The organism is Variovorax sp. PMC12 (genome assembly GCF_003019815.1).
Classification (GTDB): Bacteria; Pseudomonadota; Gammaproteobacteria; order Burkholderiales; family Burkholderiaceae_C; genus Variovorax.
In genome coordinates, this window is the sequence record NZ_CP027773.1 from 4,037,885 (window position 1) to 4,057,039 (window position 19,155).

The 19,155-nt window shown below is 68.7% G+C and carries 19 protein-coding genes; 12 read left to right on the forward strand and 7 right to left on the reverse strand.

The genetic code is table 11. The features are described from left to right. Positions 1 to 5 precede the first annotated feature (5 nt). The 3 genes from C4F17_RS18650 (at position 6) to C4F17_RS18660 (ending at position 4,291) form a co-directional block, all read left to right on the forward strand. On the forward strand, positions 6 to 1,214 hold the full coding sequence (locus C4F17_RS18650) for an ABC transporter substrate-binding protein (protein ID WP_106936238.1): 1,209 nt from the start codon (positions 6 to 8) through the stop codon (positions 1,212 to 1,214). Further along, entirely contained in the window at positions 1,211 to 2,158 is a 948-nt protein-coding gene (locus tag C4F17_RS18655; RefSeq protein ID WP_199851868.1) for a 3-hydroxyacyl-CoA dehydrogenase NAD-binding domain-containing protein, read from the forward strand. The genes C4F17_RS18650 and C4F17_RS18655 overlap by 4 nt, the downstream gene beginning before the upstream one ends. Before the next feature lie 318 nt (positions 2,159 to 2,476). Next, on the forward strand, positions 2,477 to 4,291 hold the full coding sequence (locus C4F17_RS18660; RefSeq protein ID WP_106936240.1) for a feruloyl-CoA synthase: 1,815 nt from the start codon (positions 2,477 to 2,479) through the stop codon (positions 4,289 to 4,291). Between the two features lie 82 nt (positions 4,292 to 4,373). Here C4F17_RS18660 and C4F17_RS18665 read toward each other — a convergent pair whose 3' ends face one another. Next, a complete protein-coding gene (locus C4F17_RS18665) occupies positions 4,374 to 5,180 on the reverse strand; it encodes a PaaX family transcriptional regulator (protein WP_106936241.1) in 807 nt (268 codons plus the stop codon). 77 nt (positions 5,181 to 5,257) lie between these two features. Between C4F17_RS18665 and C4F17_RS18670 the strand changes: the two genes are divergently transcribed. Beyond that, entirely contained in the window at positions 5,258 to 6,040 is a 783-nt protein-coding gene (locus C4F17_RS18670) for a crotonase/enoyl-CoA hydratase family protein (RefSeq protein ID WP_106936242.1), read from the forward strand. A 5-nt stretch (positions 6,041 to 6,045) separates the two neighbouring features. On the opposite strand, the gene C4F17_RS18675 is transcribed toward C4F17_RS18670, so the two are convergent. After that, a complete protein-coding gene (locus C4F17_RS18675; RefSeq protein ID WP_106936243.1) occupies positions 6,046 to 7,383 on the reverse strand; it encodes an AsmA-like C-terminal region-containing protein in 1,338 nt (445 codons plus the stop codon). Positions 7,384 to 7,470: 87 nt separating this feature from the next. Between C4F17_RS18675 and C4F17_RS18680 the strand changes: the two genes are divergently transcribed. From C4F17_RS18680 to minE, 5 genes are all read left to right on the forward strand, one after another. Beyond that, entirely contained in the window at positions 7,471 to 7,893 is a 423-nt protein-coding gene (locus C4F17_RS18680; protein ID WP_081267295.1) for a hotdog fold thioesterase, read from the forward strand. Between the two features lie 135 nt (positions 7,894 to 8,028). Continuing rightward, a complete protein-coding gene (locus tag C4F17_RS18685) occupies positions 8,029 to 9,312 on the forward strand; it encodes a solute carrier family 23 protein (RefSeq protein WP_081267294.1) in 1,284 nt (427 codons plus the stop codon). Between the two features lie 100 nt (positions 9,313 to 9,412). Continuing rightward, positions 9,413 to 10,186: a septum site-determining protein MinC gene (gene minC, locus C4F17_RS18690; RefSeq protein ID WP_106936244.1), complete on the forward strand. Its 774-nt coding sequence runs from the start codon at positions 9,413 to 9,415 to the stop codon at positions 10,184 to 10,186. Positions 10,187 to 10,256: 70 nt separating this feature from the next. Beyond that, on the forward strand, positions 10,257 to 11,072 hold the full coding sequence (gene minD, locus C4F17_RS18695) for a septum site-determining protein MinD (protein ID WP_081269792.1): 816 nt from the start codon (positions 10,257 to 10,259) through the stop codon (positions 11,070 to 11,072). 3 nt (positions 11,073 to 11,075) lie between these two features. Beyond that, the gene (minE, locus tag C4F17_RS18700; RefSeq protein ID WP_081269713.1) at positions 11,076 to 11,354 is read left to right on the forward strand and encodes a cell division topological specificity factor MinE; all 279 of its coding nucleotides are present in this window, start codon (positions 11,076 to 11,078) and stop codon (positions 11,352 to 11,354) included. Here minE and C4F17_RS18705 read toward each other — a convergent pair. Next, positions 11,311 to 12,969, reverse strand: a complete 1,659-nt coding sequence (locus tag C4F17_RS18705; protein WP_106936245.1) for a rhodanese-like domain-containing protein — start codon at positions 12,967 to 12,969, stop codon at positions 11,311 to 11,313. The genes minE and C4F17_RS18705 overlap by 44 nt on opposite strands. 459 nt (positions 12,970 to 13,428) lie before the next feature. Between C4F17_RS18705 and C4F17_RS18710 the strand changes: the two genes are divergently transcribed. Next, positions 13,429 to 14,367, forward strand: a complete 939-nt coding sequence (locus C4F17_RS18710; RefSeq protein ID WP_106936246.1) for a fatty acid desaturase — start codon at positions 13,429 to 13,431, stop codon at positions 14,365 to 14,367. 10 nt (positions 14,368 to 14,377) lie between these two features. Here C4F17_RS18710 and C4F17_RS18715 read toward each other — a convergent pair whose 3' ends face one another. Beyond that, positions 14,378 to 15,301 (reverse strand): alpha/beta hydrolase, encoded by a 924-nt coding sequence (locus tag C4F17_RS18715; RefSeq protein ID WP_106936247.1) that lies wholly within the window; start codon positions 15,299 to 15,301, stop codon positions 14,378 to 14,380. 221 nt (positions 15,302 to 15,522) lie between these two features. Beyond that, positions 15,523 to 16,125 carry a TetR/AcrR family transcriptional regulator gene (locus tag C4F17_RS18720; protein WP_106936248.1) on the reverse strand — a complete coding sequence of 201 codons (603 nt, stop codon included), beginning with the start codon at positions 16,123 to 16,125 and terminating at the stop codon, positions 15,523 to 15,525. Between the two features lie 179 nt (positions 16,126 to 16,304). Between C4F17_RS18720 and C4F17_RS18725 the strand changes: the two genes are divergently transcribed. Both C4F17_RS18725 and C4F17_RS18730 read left to right on the forward strand, forming a co-directional pair. Then, positions 16,305 to 17,249, forward strand: coding sequence for a CysB family HTH-type transcriptional regulator (locus C4F17_RS18725; protein WP_081269718.1), 945 nt, complete (start codon positions 16,305 to 16,307; stop codon positions 17,247 to 17,249). A gap of 127 nt (positions 17,250 to 17,376) precedes the next feature. Beyond that, positions 17,377 to 17,640 carry a hypothetical protein gene (locus C4F17_RS18730; protein WP_081269719.1) on the forward strand — a complete coding sequence of 88 codons (264 nt, stop codon included), beginning with the start codon at positions 17,377 to 17,379 and terminating at the stop codon, positions 17,638 to 17,640. A gap of 78 nt (positions 17,641 to 17,718) precedes the next feature. On the opposite strand, the gene C4F17_RS18735 is transcribed toward C4F17_RS18730, so the two are convergent. Both C4F17_RS18735 and C4F17_RS18740 read right to left on the reverse strand, forming a co-directional pair. Continuing rightward, positions 17,719 to 18,162: an RcnB family protein gene (locus C4F17_RS18735; protein WP_081269720.1), complete on the reverse strand. Its 444-nt coding sequence runs from the start codon at positions 18,160 to 18,162 to the stop codon at positions 17,719 to 17,721. A 78-nt stretch (positions 18,163 to 18,240) separates the two neighbouring features. Continuing rightward, complete coding sequence (locus C4F17_RS18740; RefSeq protein WP_106936249.1) at positions 18,241 to 19,128, reverse strand: VOC family protein; 888 nt, start codon at positions 19,126 to 19,128, stop codon at positions 18,241 to 18,243. Positions 19,129 to 19,155: the final 27 nt, after the last annotated feature.

Genomic DNA, 19,155 nt, shown 5'->3' on the forward strand with positions numbered 1-19,155 from the left:
AGCACATGAACACTTCCCGCACCGCACTGGCCCTGGCGCTCGGCACGGCATTCGCCGCAGGCGCCTCGGCACAGGTGTCAGACGACGTGATCCGCATCGGCTTCATCAGCGACATGTCGGGCATCTACCGCGACTACGACGGCCCGGCCGGCGCCGAGGCCATCCGCATGGCCATCGCGGACATGGGCGGCGCCATCGGCGGCAAGAAGATCGAGCTGGTCACGGCCGACCACCAGAACAAGCCCGACATCGCCGCCGCCAAGGCGCGCGAATGGTTCGACGTGCAGAAGGTCGACATGCTGATCGGCGGCGTCAACTCGGGCGCGGCCATTGCCATGGCCGGCGTGGCCGCGGACAAGAAGAAGCCGTACTTCGTGGTGGGCTCGGGCGCGTCGAGCCTCACCAACGAGTACTGCTCGCCCTACACGGTGCACTACGCCTACGACACGGTGGCCATGGCGCGCGGCACCGCGAGCGCGGTGGTCAAGGCCGGCGGCAAGAGCTGGTACTTCGTGGCGGCCGACTACGCCTTCGGCGCGGCGCTGCAGAACGACGCGACCAAGACCGTGCTGGCCAGCGGCGGCACGGTGGCGGGCTCGGTCAAGCACCCGCTGGGCGCGAGCGATTTCTCGTCCTTCATGCTGCAGGCGCAGAACTCGAAGGCGCAGGTGCTGGCCCTGGCCAACGCGGGCGGCGACACGGTGAACGCCATCAAGTCGGCGGCGGAGTTCGGCCTCGGCAAGAACATGAAGCTGGCGGGCATGATCATCACCATCAACGACGTGCATGCGCTGGGCTTGAAGGCTTCGCAGGGCATGTACCTCACCGACAGCTGGTACTGGAACCAGAGCCCCGAGTCGCGCGAGTGGTCGCGCCGCTTCTTCGACAAGCACAAGCGCATGCCCTCCTCCTTCCATGCCGGCGACTACTCGGCCGCGCTGCAGTACCTGCAGGCGGTGAAGGCCGCGGGCAGCGACGATGCCGACAAGGTGATGGCGCAACTGCGCAAGACGAAGTTCAACGACATGTTCGTCAAGGGCGGCTGGCTGCGAGACGACGGGCTGATGGTGCACGACATGCACCTGATGCAGGTGAAGACCCCGGCCGAGTCGAAGGAGCCGTGGGACTATTACAAGGTGGTCGAGCCGATCCGCGGCGAGGCCGCATGGACGACCAAGGCGGAGAGCCGCTGCACGCGGTGGAAATCGACATGAGCACATCCCTGGACGTGAAGCGCGTGGCGGTGGTCGGCACCGGCGTGATCGGTGCGAGCTGGGCCGCGTACTTTCTGGCGCACGGGCTCGACGTGAACGCGACCGATCCGTCGCCCGGCGCCGAGGAGCGGCTGCGCGCGGCGGTGGCGCAGCACTGGCCCACGCTGGAGCGCTTCGGCCTGGCGCCGGGCGCGTCGGTCGACCGGCTGCGCTTTCACGACAGCCTGGAAGACGCCGTGTCGGTGGCCGACTTCGTGCAGGAGAACGGTCCCGAGCGCATGGATTTCAAGATCGACCTGTTCCGACGCATGGACGCCGCGGCGCCGCCGGAGACCATCCTCGCATCGAGTTCGTCGGGCCTGGCGATCAGCGGCGTGCAGTCGGGTTGCGCGCATCCGCAGCGCGTGGTGCTGGGGCATCCGTTCAACCCGCCGCACCTGATTCCGCTGGTGGAGGTGATCGGCGGCGCGCAGACGTCGGCCGAGGTCATCGAGCGCACGATGGCGTTCTATGCGGCCATCGGCAAGCGGCCGATCCATGTGAAGCGCGAGGTCAAGGGCCACATCGCGAACCGGCTGCAGGCTGCGCTGTGGCGCGAAGCTTTTCATCTGGTCGATGAGGGTGTGGCGAGCGTGGCCGACATCGACACGGCCATTGCGCACGGCCCCGGCCTGCGCTGGGCGGTGATGGGTCCGTTCATGAATCTGCATCTGTCGGGTGGCGCGGGCGGCATCGAGCATGTGCTGGCGCATCTGGGCGGACCGATCGAGGACTGGTGGAAGGACCTGGGCGAGCCGTCGATGACGGCGCAGCTGAAGCAGAAGGTGAAGGAAGGTGCGGACGAGGCGCTGGGGCAACGCCGCACGGCGGACCTTGAAGCGGTGCGCGACAACCTGCTGTTAGACCTGATTCGCGCGAAGGCTGATAGCGGCAAGCTTGAATAGGTCGGGGCCTTGCTTGGCTCTTGTCGTGCTGTGAGCGGCTTGTTCGGGGCGCGCTCACGCCGACGGGGTACCTTGCTCCGCGAATGTCTCCCGGGCTTCGCCCTCCTCCTTTATTTCGCTGCGCAAGGCACCCCATCGGCGTGATCGTTGTACAGAGCGGTCGTTGATCGGCCAGTACGAGAGCCGCGCTCGTTGTGCACAGGGCACCGGGTACTCCCCGCAGCGAAATAAAGGAGGAGGCCGAAGGCCGGGGGACATTCGCGGAGGGGAGTACCCGGTGCCCTGTGCACGCACCACGAACAACCCGGAACACAAAAAATGACCGATTTCCTGAACGACGAAAACCTGATCGCCCCACCCCGCACGGTACGCATCGACTTCGACGACGGCTCGTTCGCGTTGCGCTCGCCGGTGGCGCTGAGGCCGTATGCGCGCTGCATCGGCGAATGGATCGAACGCTGGGCGCGCGAGACACCCGACGCGCTGGCCCTCGCCGAGCGCGAGGAGGCCGGCGAAGGCTGGCGCAAGCTCGACTACCGTGCATTGCGACAGGCAGTCGGCGCGGTCGCGCAGGCGCTGCTCGACATGAAGCTGCCGGCGAACCAGCCGGTCGTGATCCTCTCGGACAACGCCATCGACCACGCGGTGCTGATGCTCGCGGCCATGCACGTGGGCCGTACCGCGTGCTCGCTTTCCAGCGCCTACTCGCGCATGGCCAAAGACCCGTCGCGGCTGCACGGCATGCTGCAGGCGCTGAAGCCGGCACTCATCTATGCATCGGACGCCAGGGTCTACGGCGGCTCGCTCGCGGGCTGCGGCGTGGAGGCGGCCACGGTGTTCAGCCGCAATGCCGGTGCGCATCCGGGTGCCATCGCGTTCGAGCAGTTGCTCGCGGCGCAAGAAACGCCCGCCGTCATGCAGGCCTTTGCCAACGTGCTGCCCGACACGCATGCCAAGTACCTGCTGACCTCCGGCTCCACCGGCAAGCCCAAGGTGGTCATCAACACGCAACGCATGCTGTGCGCCAACCAGCAGATGATGGCGCAGACATGGCGCTTCCTCGCGCAGGAGGCGCCGGTGCTGGTCGACTGGCTGCCCTGGAGCCACACCTTCGGCGGCAACCACAACCTGCACATGGTGCTGTGCCACGGCGGCGCGCTCTACATCGACGAAGGCCGGCCCGCGCCGGGCCTGATCGAGAAGACGGTGCGCAACCTGCGCGAGGTGAAGCCCACGCTGCTGTTCAACGTGCCGCGCGGCTTCGACATGCTGCTGCCTTTTCTCGAAGCCGACGACGCGCTGGCCGCCGAGGTGTTCTCGCGGCTGCGGCTCGCGTTCTACGCGGCGGCGGCGCTCGCGCCCTCCACATGGCAGCGGCTCGAAGCCGTGGCGAGGCGCGTGCGGCCCACGCGGCCGCTGTGGCTCACCACTTCCTGGGGCGCGACGGAGACTTCGCCCGCCATCACCTCCGCGCACTGGAAGCTCGACGGCGCCGGCTGCATCGGCGCGCCGCTGCCGGGGCTGGAGCTGAAGTTCGTGCCCAACGGCGAGAAGCTGGAGATGCGCGTCAAGGGCGTCTCGGTGTTCCCCGGCTATCGCGACGCGCCGCGCGAAACCGCCGATGCCTTCGACGCAGAAGGCTACTACCGCATCGGCGATGCCGGCTATCTCGCGAACCCGGCGCAGCCCGCGCAGGGCGTGATCTTCAACGGCCGCGTGGCGGAAGACTTCAAACTCTCCAGCGGCACCTGGGTGTCGGTGGGCACGCTGCGCGTGAAGCTGGTGTCGATGCTCGCGCCGCATGCGCAGGACGTGGTGCTCACCGGCCACGACCGCGACGAGATCGGCATGCTGGTGTTCACGAGCCCGCAAGGCGCCGCGTTGCCGCCGGAAGCCATGGACGAGCGCATCGCCAGCGTGCTGCGTTCGCTGCGCGACGAAGGCGCGGGCTCCTCGCAGTGCCCGGCCTGCGCGCTGGTGCTGGCCGAGCCGCCGAGCCTCGATGCGGGCGAGATCACCGACAAGGGCTACATCAACCAGCGCGCGGTGCTGACGCGGCGCGCGGCCGAGGTGGAAAGGCTGCACGCTCGCGGACCCGCGGGCGATGCGCGCGTGGTACGGCTCGACTTCTGATTGCCCGGTGAAGGCAGAGGCAGGTGCTCCGCGGGTCATGAAGTAAGGCGTGGTGCAGTTCGACGAACTGCGCGCTGAAAAGCTACGGCAGCGCCAACCACTTGCGCCACAAGACCAGCGCCTTGTCCTGGTAGCGGCGGGTGGCGGCGAGCAGCTCGGCGCGCGGCGCGGGCGACATGAGTTCGGCCGGCAGCAGCGGATCGCGGATGAGGTGCGCGATCACGGCGCGCCCCAGCAGCAGCGACTCGCGCATGGCCACTTCGAGCCGCTGGGTGCGCAACCGTTTCTCGCTGCGCTCCAGGCCCGCCTGCAGGCGGCGGCAATCGGCCGCAAGAGCGCGCACGTTCCACAGCTTGCGCGCGGCGGCCTGCGCGGCATCGTCCAGGTCGGCCAGCCGGAACACCAGCGCGCTCGGCGACAGCCCCAGGGCTGCAAGCTGCACGCGCTCGCCCTCCAGCCCGCCCGCGAGGTTGTCGGGCCGGATGTGCAGCCCCGGCCGCAGCGCCGCAAAGCCGCGCAGCGAGAGCGCCAGGGCGTGGTGGCGCCAGGCCGTCTTGTCGGCGCGCGGCACGCCGGCGTCGTGCACGGCGAGCCAGTCGCCGCGCCATGCGACGGTCTGCGCCTGCTTGTGACGCCAGTCGTCGACCGCGCGCGACAGCGCCGGGCCATCGCGGTTGAGCGCGTAGCTGCCTCGCTCGCCGCGCGCGATCTTGCCCTCGGCCGCGAGCCGCGTCAGGCCCACGCGCAGCGTCGACTCCCCGATGCCCATGAGCTCGCCCGCGCGGCACAGCGCCTGCGAACTCAGCGTGCCGCCGTCGGCCACCAGCAGGTCGAGGATCAGCTCCGGGGCGCTGGGGATGGCCACCGGCACATTACATACTTTGTCCATGATTGCGAAAGAGAGAAATATTTCCTAGGATGCAGCCGAGCGATCGCTAATGTAATTTAGCCCTAAAGGATGCACACATGGCCATGCAGTACGTGACGTACGACGTGGAGCGCACGGTCTGCACCATCACGCTGAACCGTCCGGAAAAGCGCAATGCGGTCGACGGCGTCGTGGCCGCCGGACTGCGCCAGGCCTTCGAGCGTTTCGAGGCCGACGACGCGCTTCGCGTTGCGGTGCTGGCCGGCGCGGGCGGCAACTTCTGCGCGGGCGCCGACCTCTCGGCCGTGGGCGACCCGGCCCGGCGCAACGAGCTCGACCCCGAAGGCGGCGGCAGCGGGCCGATGGGGCCGACGCGCATGGCGCTGTCGAAGCCGCTCATCGCGGCGGTGAACGGCTATGCGGTGGCGGGCGGCCTCGAACTCGCGCTGCTGGCCGACCTGCGCGTGGCCGACGACGACGCGGTGTTCGGCGTGTTCTGCCGCCGCTGGGGCGTGCCGCTGATCGACGGCGGCACGGTACGGCTGCCGCGCATCGTGGGCATGGGGCGCGCGCTCGACATGATTCTCTCGGGCCGTCCGGTAGGCGCGGCCGAGGCGCTGGCGATGGGCCTGGTCAACCGGGTGACGCCGCCCGGCGGCGCGCTGGCCGCCGCGCAGGAACTGGCCCACCAGCTTGCCGCCTTCCCGCAGCAATGCATGCTGGCCGACCGCCGCTCCGCCTACGGGCAGTGGGACATGCCGCTGGCCGAAGCGCTGCGCCGCGAAGGCGCGCAAGGCGTGCCGATGGTCTTTGCCGAGGGCGAAACCGGCGCCGCGCGTTTTGCCGGCGGCGCGGGCCGCCACGGCGAGTTCGGGCGCTGAAGCCCTCAGCGCCCCGGCGCGGGCCTGGACGGCTTCGGCTTCGGCTTGTTGCCGCCGAACATCTTCTCCACCTGCTGCCCTATGCGCGCGCCGATGGCCGTGCCCACGCCCGGCAGCACCGCGCTGCCGATGGCCGCGCCGGTGAGCGCGGCACCTGTCAGCGAGAGCTCGGGGTCGCTCACAGTGCCGCCTATCTTGAGCGGCACGCCGACCACGCCGTCGACCAGGTCCACCGCGATCTCGCCGTCGAGCTTGCGGTTGAACAGCTTCAGGCTGCCGCTTGCGGTGAGCACGCCCGAGCGGGCCTTGAGGTTGGAGTACTGCAGCACCACGCCGTTGTCGGTGCCCTGGGTGTCGAGCGTGCCCGTGAGCTCGTCCAGTTGCGTGCGGCCGCCGCGGCTGATGCCGGCGGTGCTCACCGCCTTGGCCACGTCCAGCTTGGTGAGCGTGGCGGGCTGCACCGAGAAGGTGGTGCGGGTGTGCAGGTTGCGGACCAGCGCGCTCACCTCCTCGGCGCTGCCCGCCTCGGCCACCAGCGTGGAATGGCCGGAGACCTTGCCGGCCACCGAAGTGCGGCGGTCGAAGGCCTGCACCAGGCTTTCGATGTCGACCTGGCGCGGGTCGAGCTCGGCCGACACGCGCAGCTTGCCGTTGGCCAGGGTCTCGAAGCGCGCGACGCCGTTCAAGGTGCCGCCGCCCACGTCGATGCGGGTGCGCCAGCGGTCCTGCCCCGCTTCGCGGTCCAGCCGCAGGCGCGCAGGCGGCAAGGGCGACGCCAGGCCGGCGCGCTCCACCCGGGCCTGGCGCGGGCGCCACTGGGGGTCGAAGACGATGTCGCCGTCGTAGGCCAGCGCGATGTCGCGCCGGTCGATCCAGGTCAGGTCGCGCCAGCGCACCCGTTCCACAGGCACCGGTGCCAGGGTCCACGGTGCCGGCAGCGCCACGGGCGCCGCGCCCTCGGCGGGCTTGGGCCCCTTGCCGCGAAAGGCCCGCACCGACGCGCTGGGCAGCACCAGGCTTTCGATCTCGACATCGTCCAGCGCAATGACGCGGTGCAGCAGCGGAGCCAGCTTGAGCCGCAGTGTGACCTGCCGCAGGGTGATGGGCCGGGGTTGCCCGGTGGCGACGTCGGACAGCACCAGCATGGGCATCGGCAGCAGCGACCAGTGGGCGCTGCCTATCTTCAGCGGCACGCCGAAGCGCTGCTCGAAGCCTTCGGCGATCTTCGCGGCCACCTCGTCGTCGGTGGGCAGCTTCGCGCGCACCACCAGAACCAGGGCGCCGACGCCGATCACCAGGACGGCGGCAATGCCGAGGAGCCAGCGGCGGACGGAGTGCTTCATCGATCCAAGTTAACACGCAAAGGCGACTGCCGTTGTCAGCCGCCGTCGCTATAGTTTTAGCCACCTACTACAGGAAAGAAGAACCGAATGCGTATCTGGAAAAAAGAAATCTCCGTCGAGGAGCTGACCCGCAACCACGTCGGCACCGCCGTCTCGACGCTGGGCATGGAGTTCCTGGAGGTGGGCGACGACTTCATCCGCGCCCGCTGCCCGGTCGACGAGCGCACCCGCCAGCCCTACGGCATCCTGCACGGCGGCGTGTCGGTGGTGCTGGCCGAAACGCTGGGTTCCTGCGGCGCCCACTACTCCGCCCCCGAAGGCGACCGCGCGGTGGGGCTGGACATCAACGCGAACCACATCCGCTCGGTCACCAGCGGCTGGGTCATCGGCACGGCGCGGCCGGTGCACCGGGGCCGCACCACGCAGGTCTGGCAGATCGACCTGACCAACGAAGCGGGCGAGCTGACCTGCGTCTCGCGCATCACGATGGCGGTGCTGCAGCCGCGCTGAGGGCGGCGGTCTTCTTTCTCCGGCGCAGGGTGCGTGCCGGTGTTCAGGGCGGGGTTCATCACCCACAATCACGCCCCGGGAAAGCCGGGACGTCCCGGCCACCGAGCACCACACCCAACAAGAGGAGATAGAAGAATGTTCAACTGGACTGAACGGCCTGCGTCCGCACTGGCCAACGGCGCGGTCATCGCGCCCGACGAGCGGCTGCCCTGGCTGCAGACCGGCGCCATGGGCGTGCAGCACGTCATCGCCATGTTCGGCGCCACGGTGCTGGCGCCGATCCTGATGGGCTTCAGCCCCAACATCGCGATCCTGATGAGCGGCATCGGCACGCTCATCTTCTATTTCGTGACCGGCGGCAAGGTGCCCAGCTACCTGGGGTCGAGCTTCGCCTTCATCGGCGTGGTGATCGCGGCCAGCGGCTACGCGGGCAAGGGACCCAACGCCAACATCGCGGTGGCGCTGGGGGGCATCGTGGCCTGCGGGGTGGTTTACATCCTGATCGGGGCCATCGTGCAGGCCGTGGGCACGGGCTGGATCGAGCGCTTCATGCCGCCGGTGGTCACTGGCGCGGTGGTGGCGGTGATCGGGCTCAACCTGGCGGGCGTGCCGATCAAGAACATGGCGGCCAGCAACTTCGATTCGTGGATGCAGGCCGTGACCTTCCTGTGCGTCGGGCTGGTGGCGGTGTTCACGCGCGGCATGCTGCAGCGCCTGCTGATCCTGGTCGGGCTGATCCTGGCCACGCTGGTCTACGCGGTGCTGACCAACGGCATGGGGCTGGGCAAGCCTGTCGACCTGAGCGGCATCGCCAACGCGGCCTGGGTCGGCCTGCCGACCTTCACCGCGCCGGTGTTCACGGCCAACGCGATGCTGCTGATCGCCCCGGTGGCGATCATCCTGGTGGCGGAGAACCTCGGCCACCTGAAGGCGGTGACGGCCATGACCGGGCGCAACCTGGACGCCTACATGGGCCGCGCCTTCATCGGCGACGGCATCGCCACCGTGGTGAGCGGCAGCGCCGGCGGCACGGGCGTGACCACCTACGCCGAGAACATCGGCGTGATGGCCGCCACGCGCATCTACTCCACCGCAGTGTTCGTGGTGGCGGCGCTCATTGCGCTGGTGCTGGGCTTCAGCCCGAAGTTCGGCGCGCTGATCCAGGCGATTCCGCTGCCGGTGATGGGCGGCGTGAGCATCGTGGTGTTCGGCTTGATCGCCATTGCCGGCGCCAAGATCTGGGTCGACAACAAGGTGGACTTCTCGCAGAACAAGAACCTGATCGTGGCGGCCATCACGCTGATCATCGGCACCGGCGACTTCACGCTGAAGTTCGGCGACTTCGCCCTGGGCGGCATCGGGACCGCCACCTTCGGCGCGATCATCCTGTACGCGCTGCTGGGCCGCACGAAGAACTGAGCGCACGAAGCGTGGACCGGGGGGCCTGGTGTAACGCCCGGTCACCCGGGTTTGGCTGGCGCCCGTTAGACTCCAACGCTTTTCGCACCGACGTTTTCCAATGGCCGATGTCTCCGCCGCGCGCACCAAGGCGGTTTTCGAATTCAAGAGCGCCACGCTGCCGCTGATCGCAGTGATCCTCAAGACGTCCGACCTGGACGTGCTGGCCGAGGCGCTCGACGCCCAGCTGGCGGATTCGCCCGATTTCTTCGAGCAGGAGCCGGTGGTGATCGACCTCTCGCTGCTGCAGGAAGCACAGGGCGAGAGCGGCGAGGCCGCCGGCGACATCGACTTCGCCGCCCTGCGCAGCCTGCTGGCGCGCCACCAGACCCAGCCCATCGCGGTGCGCGGCGGCAATGCCGCCCAGCACGCCGCGGCGCGCGCCGCCGGCCTGTCGGTGGCGGCCATGCCTGCCGCGCCGGCGCCGCGCGCCCCCGCCCCGCCGGCCGAACCGCCCGCGTCCGAAGCCCCGCAGATCGTGCGCGAAGTGCCGGTGCCGGCCAACGGCACGCTGCTGATCGACAAGCCGCTGCGCTCGGGCCAGCAGGTCTACGCCCGCGGCGGCGACGTGGTGGTGACGGCGGTGGTGAGCTTCGGTGCCGAGGTCATCGCCGACGGCAACGTGCACGTGTACGCGCCGCTGCGCGGCAAGGCCATTGCCGGCGCGCGCGGCAACACCGAGGCCCGGATCTTCTCGACCTGCATGGAAGCCCAGCTGGTGGCCATCGCCGGCATCTACCGGACCAACGAAGTGGCGCTGCCCGACTCGGTGCTGGGAAAATCGGCCCAGGTGCGCCTGGACGGCAAAAAAATAGCGATCGACCCCATTCCCTGAGCCCCTGCTGGCTCACGGAACGCGGCGACCCTGACAACCAACAACTGAATCGAAACAAGAAGGAATGGCCATGGCCAAAATTGTGGTGGTGACTTCGGGCAAGGGCGGCGTCGGCAAGACGACCACCAGCGCCAGCTTCGCATCCGGACTCGCGCTCGCGGGCAAGAAGACGGCGGTGATCGACTTCGACGTGGGCCTGCGCAACCTGGACCTGATCATGGGCTGCGAACGCCGCGTGGTGTACGACCTGATCAACGTCATCCAGGGCGAAGCCAACCTGAGCCAGGCCCTCATCAAGGACAAGCAGTGCGACAACCTGTTCGTGCTGGCCGCCTCGCAGACGCGCGACAAGGAAGCGCTCACGCAGGAAGGCGTCGAGAAGGTGCTCGCCGACCTCGCCGCGATGGACTTCGAGTACATCGTCTGCGACTCGCCCGCCGGCATCGAGACCGGCGCCATGATGGCGATGCACTTCGCCGACGAGGCGCTGGTGGTCACCAACCCCGAGGTGTCCTCGGTGCGCGACTCGGACCGCATCCTGGGCATGCTCAGCAGCAAGACCAAGCGCGCCAAGGACGGCGGCGACCCCATCAAGGAGCACCTGCTCATCACCCGCTACAACCCGAACCGCGTGGCGGGCGGGCAGATGCTGTCGCTGGAAGACATCCAGGACATCCTGCGCATCAAGCTGATCGGCGTGATTCCCGAGTCGGAGAGCGTGCTGCACGCTTCCAACCAGGGCGTGCCGGCGATCCACGACAAGGAAACCGACGTGGCGCAGGCCTACAGCGACGTGGTGGCGCGCTTCCTGGGCGAAGAGAAGCCGATGCGCTTCGTCGACGCCGAGAAGCCCGGCTTCTTCAAGCGGATTTTCGGAGGCAAGTAGGCCATGTCCTTTCTCTCGTTCCTGCTGGGCGAAAAGAAGAAGACTGCCAGCGTCGCGAAGGAGCGGCTGCAGATCATCCTCGCCCACGAGCGGTCCAGCCTCAGCGGCAAGAAGCGGCCCGACTACCTGCCCGAACTCCAGCGCGAGCTGGTGGCGGTGATTTCCAAGTACGTGTCGATCAACGCGGAAGACATCAAGGTGCACCTGGAGACCCAGGACAACCTCGAAGTGCTCGACATCAAGATCGAGCTGCCCGACCCTGCGCCGGCGCCCGCGCGCTGAGCGCAAAGAAGCGAAAGCGCACGGACGGGTCCTGCAGGACCCGTTCGGCCAGCGCGCGTTCCCACGCCAGGTAGTCGGCCCAGGCCGCATCGCGGCGCGGGCCGAAGACGCGCATCACCGAGCCCCAGTCGTCGTCGAAGGGGGTGAGCAGCCGGGACGGCACCAAATCGGTCGAAAGCGGCCGTCCTGAAGCCTCCCAGCCCTGCGTTCCACCCTGGAGCCAGCTGAACACCGCCCCTGAATCCTGCTGCCAGCGCTGGTGCGCGTCGCGCGCCACGCGGGCCGCGGCCATGCCGTCGGGCGAGGTGAAGACCAGCGTGCGCCCGGGAACGGCATGGGCGGCAAGCGGCGCGAGCGAGGCCGGCAGCATGTAGAGCGCGCCGGGCAGATGGCCGCGTTCGTAATCGAGGCTCGGGCCCACGTCGACCACGGTGACAGCGCCGTTGCTGCGCAGACGGGCCAATGCCTCGGGGGTGAGCGGAGCCGGGGCATCCTTGAGCGACATGGCGGGCGCGGGCGGCGCCTGATCGGGTGCCAGCTCGCCATCGAAGACGTAGACCTCGGCCTGGTTGAGCTGGGTGAGCCAGAAGCTCGTGACGGCGGCGCGCAACCGGTGGGCCTGGTCGTCGAGCAGCACGATGCGCGCGCCGCGCGTAGCGACGAGGTTCTCGAAGTGCATCAGCAGTTGCCCGCCTGGCACCTGCCGCACGCCGGTGCCTGAGAAGGCCGGATCGGCGGCGGGACGCACGTCGAATACGTAGAGGGTGCGTGCATCGTCGTCGCGCCAGCGGGCGAGCCGCGCGGCATCGGCCAGGGGCAGCCCGAAACGCTCGATCAGGTCGTCGGCGATCCGGCGCAGCACGTCGGGAGATTCGGGCGGCAGTTCGTCGTCGGGGGCGGCGTTCTGCACGGTCGGTGCGCCTTGCAGGCCCCAGGCCATGACGCCGTCTTCGACGAACACCGCGTCGGGCGCACGGCCCAGCAGCCGCAGCGTGGTGGCGCCGACGATGCCGCGCGTGCGGCTGAAGCAGTTGATGGCCCAGAGGTGGTCGGCCCCGCTCGGCTCGAAGCGCCGCAGGGCCAGTTCGGTGCCCGCATGGTTGCGCGCGCCGGGCAGCGAGAGAAACCTGAACTCGGCCTGCGGCCGCGCGTCGACGAGCGTGGTCGGCCGGCCTTCGCGCTGGCGTTCCCGCAGCGCCTCGACGGGCAGGCCCGGCGTGCCGTAGTGCAGCCGGGCGCGGTCGCCGAAGGCCTTGACCAGCGTGCCGTAGCCGTCGATGGCGGGCAGGCCCTCGGACAGCCAGCGCTGCAGGCCGCCTTCGAGGTTTCGCACGTCGGTGTAGCCCAGCCGGGCGAGCACGGCTGCGGCGGCCTGGCCCACGCCGTCGGTTGCGCCGTGGTCGTCGTAGAGCACGACGGGGGTGGTGCGGCGCGGCACCAGCACCTCGATCTGCAGCTCGAAGCCGCTGAAGGGCACGTTGCGCGCGAGGTTGGGGTGCCGCTCGACGAAGAAGCGGGTTTCGCGCACGTCGAGCAGTGCGAGTTCTGCGGCTGGCTCTGCCAGGAGCAGGGCTTGCAGTTCTGTCGGGACGATGGTCTTTGTGATGCTGCTCATTGAGGCTCTGGTTTTTTCGGGGCGCGTGCACAGGCCACCGGGTACTCCCCTCCGCGAATGTCCCCCGGGCTTCGCCCTCCTCCTTTATTTCGCTGCGGGGAGCACCCGGCGCCCTGTGCACATGGACGCAGCGCTCATGCGAGCCGATCGACAAGTGCTCTGAACGATCACGACGGCGGGGTGCTCTGCGCAGCGAAATAAAGGAGGAGGCCGCAGGCCGGGGGACATTCGCGGAGCAAGGTACCCCGTCGGCGTGAGCGCACCCCGAACAATAGATTTCAGTTCGGCTGATTACCAGCCCGCTTCACGAGTGACGCCAACGCACGCGGGAGCGCGGAGAAAGCGCTCTAGCTTAGGCCTCGCCCCTGGCCGCGCGGAACGAAGTTTCGCGACCATGCTTATGCGAAAAGCGCGCATGCAAGACGCCGCTTGCTACCTAGCATCGCAGTCCTTCCCATCATGACTTCGACCGCCGTACCGAACCCCGCCAGGACCACACCCGTGCGCCGCCACTGGTGGTGGCACTACGAAGTGCCCACCCTGCTGCTGGCCGCCGCGCTGTACGTTGCCTGGGCCGCGCTGCTGTGGTGGCACGCGGCGCTGCCGGGCTGGGCCCTGTTCGTGGCCGGGGGCTTTCTCGCGCAGCTGCATTCCTCGCTGCAGCACGAGAGCATCCACGCGATGCGCCACCTGCCCCGGTGGCTGCGCCATGCGGTGGTGTGGCCGCCGCTGAACCTGTGGCTGCCCTACCCGTTCTACAACCGCGGGCACAGCTCGCACCACGTCAACTACCACCTCACGCACCCCGAGCGCGACAACGAAAGCGCCTACCACTCGGCACCCGCGTGGGCGGCCTACGGGCCGGCGTGGCGGTGCATCTACATGGCGAACCAGACGATCGCCTTCCGCGTGGTGCTGGGGCCGTTTCTCCGGCTCTGGAAGCTGGTCGGCTTCGAAACGGGCCAGGTGCTGTCGGGCAATTTCTCGAGGCTGCCGACATGGGGCTGGCATGCACTGAGCGTGGCGCCGGTGCTGTACTGCGTGACCGCGGTCTGCGGCATGGGCCTGGGCGAGTACCTGCTGTACTTCGTGTATCCCGGCATGATGCTGGGCTCGCTGCGCACCTTCACCGAACACCGCTGGGCCGACACGCCGCACGAGCGCGTGGCCATCGTGGAGTCGAACCTCGTGTTCGGGCTGCTGTACCTCTTCAACAACCTGCACCACGTGCACCACCGCGCGCCGACCATGCCCTGGTACGAGATCCCGGTGTACTTCCGCAAGCACCGCGCGGCGGTGCTGGAGGCGAACGGCAACTTCTACTACCGGGGCTACGGGGAGATCGTGCGGCGGCACCTGTTCAGGCCGGTGTTCACGCCGGTTCACCCGGCCTGGTAGCACGCCGCCTTCAATCGGGCGCCGTCACGAAGCGAGCGACCCGCGCCAGCACCTCGGCCTCCTTGAGGATGCGGCGATGGCCCCAGCCCTGCGTTTCCATCAACTGCGCGCGGCCGATCGCATCGCGGTAGGCCTCGGCGTCGGCAAAGCGGTTCACGCGGTCGTCCCTGTCGTGCACGATCAACGTGCGCTGCGAGATGCGCGGCCCCACGGCGGCGGGCTCCAGCTGGGGCATCAGGACGCCTTCGCGCGCCTCGAACAGCCGCTGCATCGCCAGGCGCGTGGTTTCGCTGAGCCCGAAGGTGTGCGCGAAATAGCGCGTGTATTCGCGTGGCGATGCGGGCGGCGCGAGCAGCACGAGCCGCTCTGCCGGCAAGCCCCGCGACGCCGCGAGCGCAAGGCCGTTGGCACCCAGCGAATGCGCGACGGCCGCGCGCAGCGCATGGCCGTCGGCCGCGAGCCGCGCCGCGACATACGCAATGGCCCGCGCGAACTGCGGCGAGTTGCTCATCGTGCCGGCGCTGCGGCCGTGCGCCGGCAGCTCGAGCAGCACGGGCCGCAGGCCGGCATCGGCCACGGCCTGCGCGAGCGGCAGCATCTGCCCCGCATGGCCGCCCCAGCCGTGCACCAGCAGCACCACGGGCGCCGACTCGGCCCCCGAGTCCTGCGCGGCCAGGTGATAAATGCCGACGCTCGCGTCCTCGAAAGCCCAGCCCTCGCGCCGCCACTCGGCACCCGGCCCCTGCGCCCGGTACAGCCACTTGGGCGGCAGCGGCGTGCCGAACAGGCGGTAAGCGGCACGCACGCCCAGCGCGGGCCACAGCCGTTGCGACGTGGTCAGGCCGAAGCGCAGCGTGCGCATCACGCGTCCCGGCCGATAGTAGTTCGACTGCGCGGCATGGCCGGCGGCGGAGGTTGTGGAAGTGCCTGTCATGGCGGGAGCTCCTTCGGCTGCGGGGGTCAGTACCAGACCCAGTCACGGTTGCTGCGGGGCAGGCTGCACAGGGTGTCGCGCACGCAACGGGCACCGGTGACGAGCGCATAGGCGGCGAGGACGAGGGCAATGATCAGCATGATGCTTCTCCTTTTTATCGCACGGCTGTGCGAAATATTGGCAAATGAGGACATCGGGAATCCGCCTGCGTCTCGAGCAGCTCAGGCGCGATAGCTGGAAAGAATGCGCCGCCAGGAGTGCGTGGCGCGGTCGGCGGCCTGCGGGTCGCGCAGGAAGCGCGCGTCGTGCAGCTGGGTCATCATCACGCCGTTGAGCTCGCTCACGAGCTGCGCAGGGTCGGTGTCGGCCTTGAGTTCGCCGGTCTCGACAGCCTGCAGCACGGTGCGGCGCAGCGCGGCGCGCCAGCGCGTGATCTCGTCGAACAGCAGGTCGCGCAGCTCGCCTTCGCGGTCGTCGAACTCGAAGGCGCCGGCCATGTAGAGGCAGCCAGTGTGCATTTCGACGTCGCGGGTGCGGGCGATCCAGCGCGCGACGATCTCTTCGAGCCGGGGCAGGCCCTTGGGCTTCTGCATGGCGGGCACGAACACGTCGGCCAGGAAGCCGCGGCCGTATTCCTCGATGACGGCCTTCTGCAGCGCCTCGCGCGAACCCACGCGCGAGAACACGCCGCTCTTCGACAGGCCCAGCCGGCTGGCCACGGCCTGCAGCGTGATCGCTTCCAGGCCTTCGGCCAGCGCAAGGTTCATCGCAGCGCCGACGATGGCGGCGCGGGTGAGTTCGCTTTTCTGGGTCTTGGCGTCCATGCGGCAAACTTTAGCACAGCCGTGCGAAAACTCAAGCCGGGGCTCTCGAAGCAGCTCTGGGAGCCTTAAAGATGTTTTGCTCATGTGAAACCAACAAACGCATCGTTCCCCGAATAAGCAGTTCTGCCGAGAATCTCCGGTCGGCTCCAACCGGGGCCCCCGACACTCTTGCGCGCCAGATGAACTTCCAACAACTGCGCTCGGTACGCGAGGCCGTTCGTTGCGGCTTCAACCTGACCGAAGTCGCCCACACCCTTCACACTTCGCAGCCCGGCGTGAGCCGGCAGATCCGCGAGCTCGAGGAAGAGCTCGGCATCGAGCTGTTCGTGCGCGCCGGCAAGCGGCTCACCGGCCTCACAGAGCCCGGCGGGCATGTGTTGCCGATCATCGAGCGCATGCTGATGGAGAGCAGCAACCTCAAGCACGCGGGCCAGGAATTCATCGCGCAGCAAAGCGGGCTGCTGTCGGTGGCGGCCACGCACTCGCAGGCGCGCTATGCGATGCCGGTGGCGGTGCAGGAATTCCGCGCGCAGTTCCCGAACGTGAAGCTGCACCTGCACCAGGGCTCGCCAAAGCAGATCGCGCAGATGCTGCTCGACGGCGAGGCCGACGTGGGCATCGCCACCGAGGCGCTGGGCGACTATCCGCAACTGGTCGCCCTGCCCTGCTACCGCTGGACGCACTCGGTGATCGTGCCGCCGGGGCATCCGCTGCTCGACGCGCCGCTCACGCTCGATGCGCTGACGCGCTATCCGCTCATCACCTACGACACCGGCTTCACCGGCCGCTCGCGCATCGACGAGGCTTTCGAGCAGCGCGGGCTGGAGCCCAACATCGTGCTGGCCGCGATGGATGCCGACGTCATCAAGACCTACGTGCAACTGGGCCTGGGCGTGGGCATCGTGGCCGGCGTGGCCTACGAGGCCGAGCGCGACACCCAGTTGCGCGCGCTCGACGCGGGGCGGCTCTTCGGCATCAACCTCACCAAGCTCGCTGTACGGCGGGGCACCTACCTGCGCAAGTACGTGTATGCCTTCATCGAATCGTTCGCGCCCACGCTGACGCGGGCGGTGGTCGAAAAGGCCCTGGGAGACGAGGCCAAAGCCTCGCACTACGAAATCTAGAGCCTGTCCAGTGGCGTTTGGGGGGTGTGTACCGGGGACGACAGAAAGGTTAAAAAAGAAGAATGCAGCTTCACACAGGCGGCGTACATTCGGGTTAATTCCCTGGCTTCCTGGAAACGGATCAGCAATGGCATCGACCCCGCAGCAGCAGCAACAGCAAACAAGGGCCGCCCTCAAGGCCGCCGATGCCGCGGAGCGGCGCGAACGGCTCAGACGGGCCCTGCCCGCCACGGTCGAATTGCTGCAGAGCCGCCAGGCCGACCGCATCGACGACGCCGACATCGATGCGTACGTGAGCCTCAACTGGCTCGAATGGCACGGCGGCGGGCTGCGCCTGACCATCACAGGCCGCAACGTCTGCGCCCAATCGGCACCCACCGCATTGGTCTGAAAAAAACGCCGCAAGCCTCGCGGCCTGCGGCGTCGTATCTGCAGTGCTGTTTCGCCCAATGGCCGAAACAGCGTCTGTTTACTGGCCTGCGATGATGTTCGCGATCACGCCGGTGGCAATGGCCGCGAGCACGAAGTCTCCGCCCACACCCACCCACTGGTATCCGCGGGGCGGCTGCTGCAGCCGGTAGGCACGCCAGTCCTGCACCACGTAGTTGCGGCCACGGTACTCGGGCGGCACGCGGCCACCACGGCGCCATTCGGCGTGCGGTTGCGGGAAGCCGCGGCGATCGAACTGGCGGCCGTCACGGAAGTCCTGGTTGCCGCGGTAGCCCGGCGGGCCGCCACGGTGATCGAAATTGGGGCCACGGTGATCGAAGTTGGGACCACGCTGCTCGAAGCGTCCGTCGCCCGGGCCAGGACGGCCGTCGAAGCGTCGATCCTGCGCGACGGCGCTGCCGGCGGCCATGCACATTGCCAGTGCCGCTGCGGCAACGGCCATGCTCTTTGACTTGATGTTCATCTGGAATCCTCCATGCGTTGATGAGACGAGTCCATTGTGTGCCCCGCATGTGTCCGCAACGACCGCTTCAGGTCGCAGTCAGGTGAAATCAGGTAAGCGCTGGTATCCGCGCGGGGCCTTGTCCTTCACGCGGTCCAGCGGCGGCAGGTCGAGCTCGATCAACGCGCCATGGGTGCGGGCAAGATCGAAGGCGCCGGTCGATTGCGGCCGGTCTGTGTGCAGCACCAGCGCATAGGGCCCTTCTCCGCGCGCGGCGATGCGCTGCGTGAGCGTGTCGCTGCCTTCACCCGCGTGTGCCGCGTTCTCGCGTGGGGACGACAGCACCAGCACGCTGCCGCCCAGCACGATGACCGCCACGCGCACGTTGCTGCCCGGCAGCGCCACGGGGTTGCCGATGTGCGTGCCAGCATCTTCAGCGTCAGTGCCCAGCAACGCGCGGTAGCGCGCCAGCGTCGCATCGAGGTCGCGCACCGCAACGGCCAGGCTCGCCACGCCGAGCGCGCCGTTCGCATGCACGCGCACCTCGCCCTCGGGCACGCGCAAGGCGCGCGGCGTGAGGTCGCCGCACAGGAAAGGCAAGTCGGCCGAGGGCGCACGCGCCGTCTGCCAGCGCAGGCGCTCGCCGTCGGGCCGCACACGGCCACCGTCGAGCGGGCCTTCGAGCAGCAGGCCGCGCTCCTTCGCATCGGCGACCGTGGCCGCGGTGTCGCGCGGCAGCAGCGCGAAGTCGACGATGCCCTCGCCGTGCTTCTGCAGCAGCTGCCACCAGCGTTCGCCGGGCGAAGCTTCGCGCCATGCGATCAGCTCGAAGTAGCTGCCGTCGCCGAAAACCACCAGCGCGTTGTGGGTGGCGCGGCCCGGATGGTCACCGCCGCGCAGCACGTGGAAGCCGAGCGCGCCGTAGTCGGCGATGGTGCGTTCGAGGTCGTGCACCGCAATGACGATGTGGTCGAGTTTCAATGGCATGTGTGGGTTCTCTTTGGGAGCTTTCGC

Excerpts from the sequence above, each read along its gene's own strand:
- minC (WP_106936244.1), top strand. The coding sequence starts at position 9,413 with ATGGCCGATGTCTCCGCCGCGCGCACCAAGGCGGTTTTCGAATTCAAG.
- C4F17_RS18675 (WP_106936243.1), bottom strand. The coding sequence starts at position 7,383 with ATGAAGCACTCCGTCCGCCGCTGGCTCCTCGGCATTGCCGCCGTCCTG.
- C4F17_RS18650 (WP_106936238.1), top strand. The coding sequence starts at position 6 with ATGAACACTTCCCGCACCGCACTGGCCCTGGCGCTCGGCACGGCATTC.
- C4F17_RS18710 (WP_106936246.1), top strand. The coding sequence starts at position 13,429 with ATGACTTCGACCGCCGTACCGAACCCCGCCAGGACCACACCCGTGCGC.
- minE (WP_081269713.1), top strand. The coding sequence starts at position 11,076 with ATGTCCTTTCTCTCGTTCCTGCTGGGCGAAAAGAAGAAGACTGCCAGC.
- C4F17_RS18665 (WP_106936241.1), bottom strand. The coding sequence starts at position 5,180 with ATGGACAAAGTATGTAATGTGCCGGTGGCCATCCCCAGCGCCCCGGAG.
- C4F17_RS18655 (WP_199851868.1), top strand. The coding sequence starts at position 1,211 with ATGAGCACATCCCTGGACGTGAAGCGCGTGGCGGTGGTCGGCACCGGC.
- C4F17_RS18670 (WP_106936242.1), top strand. The coding sequence starts at position 5,258 with ATGGCCATGCAGTACGTGACGTACGACGTGGAGCGCACGGTCTGCACC.
- C4F17_RS18735 (WP_081269720.1), bottom strand. The coding sequence starts at position 18,162 with ATGAACATCAAGTCAAAGAGCATGGCCGTTGCCGCAGCGGCACTGGCA.
- C4F17_RS18685 (WP_081267294.1), top strand. The coding sequence starts at position 8,029 with ATGTTCAACTGGACTGAACGGCCTGCGTCCGCACTGGCCAACGGCGCG.
- C4F17_RS18730 (WP_081269719.1), top strand. The coding sequence starts at position 17,377 with ATGGCATCGACCCCGCAGCAGCAGCAACAGCAAACAAGGGCCGCCCTC.
- C4F17_RS18740 (WP_106936249.1), bottom strand. The coding sequence starts at position 19,128 with ATGCCATTGAAACTCGACCACATCGTCATTGCGGTGCACGACCTCGAA.
- minD (WP_081269792.1), top strand. The coding sequence starts at position 10,257 with ATGGCCAAAATTGTGGTGGTGACTTCGGGCAAGGGCGGCGTCGGCAAG.
- C4F17_RS18660 (WP_106936240.1), top strand. The coding sequence starts at position 2,477 with ATGACCGATTTCCTGAACGACGAAAACCTGATCGCCCCACCCCGCACG.
- C4F17_RS18725 (WP_081269718.1), top strand. The coding sequence starts at position 16,305 with ATGAACTTCCAACAACTGCGCTCGGTACGCGAGGCCGTTCGTTGCGGC.
- C4F17_RS18715 (WP_106936247.1), bottom strand. The coding sequence starts at position 15,301 with ATGACAGGCACTTCCACAACCTCCGCCGCCGGCCATGCCGCGCAGTCG.
- C4F17_RS18680 (WP_081267295.1), top strand. The coding sequence starts at position 7,471 with ATGCGTATCTGGAAAAAAGAAATCTCCGTCGAGGAGCTGACCCGCAAC.
- C4F17_RS18705 (WP_106936245.1), bottom strand. The coding sequence starts at position 12,969 with ATGAGCAGCATCACAAAGACCATCGTCCCGACAGAACTGCAAGCCCTG.
- C4F17_RS18720 (WP_106936248.1), bottom strand. The coding sequence starts at position 16,125 with ATGGACGCCAAGACCCAGAAAAGCGAACTCACCCGCGCCGCCATCGTC.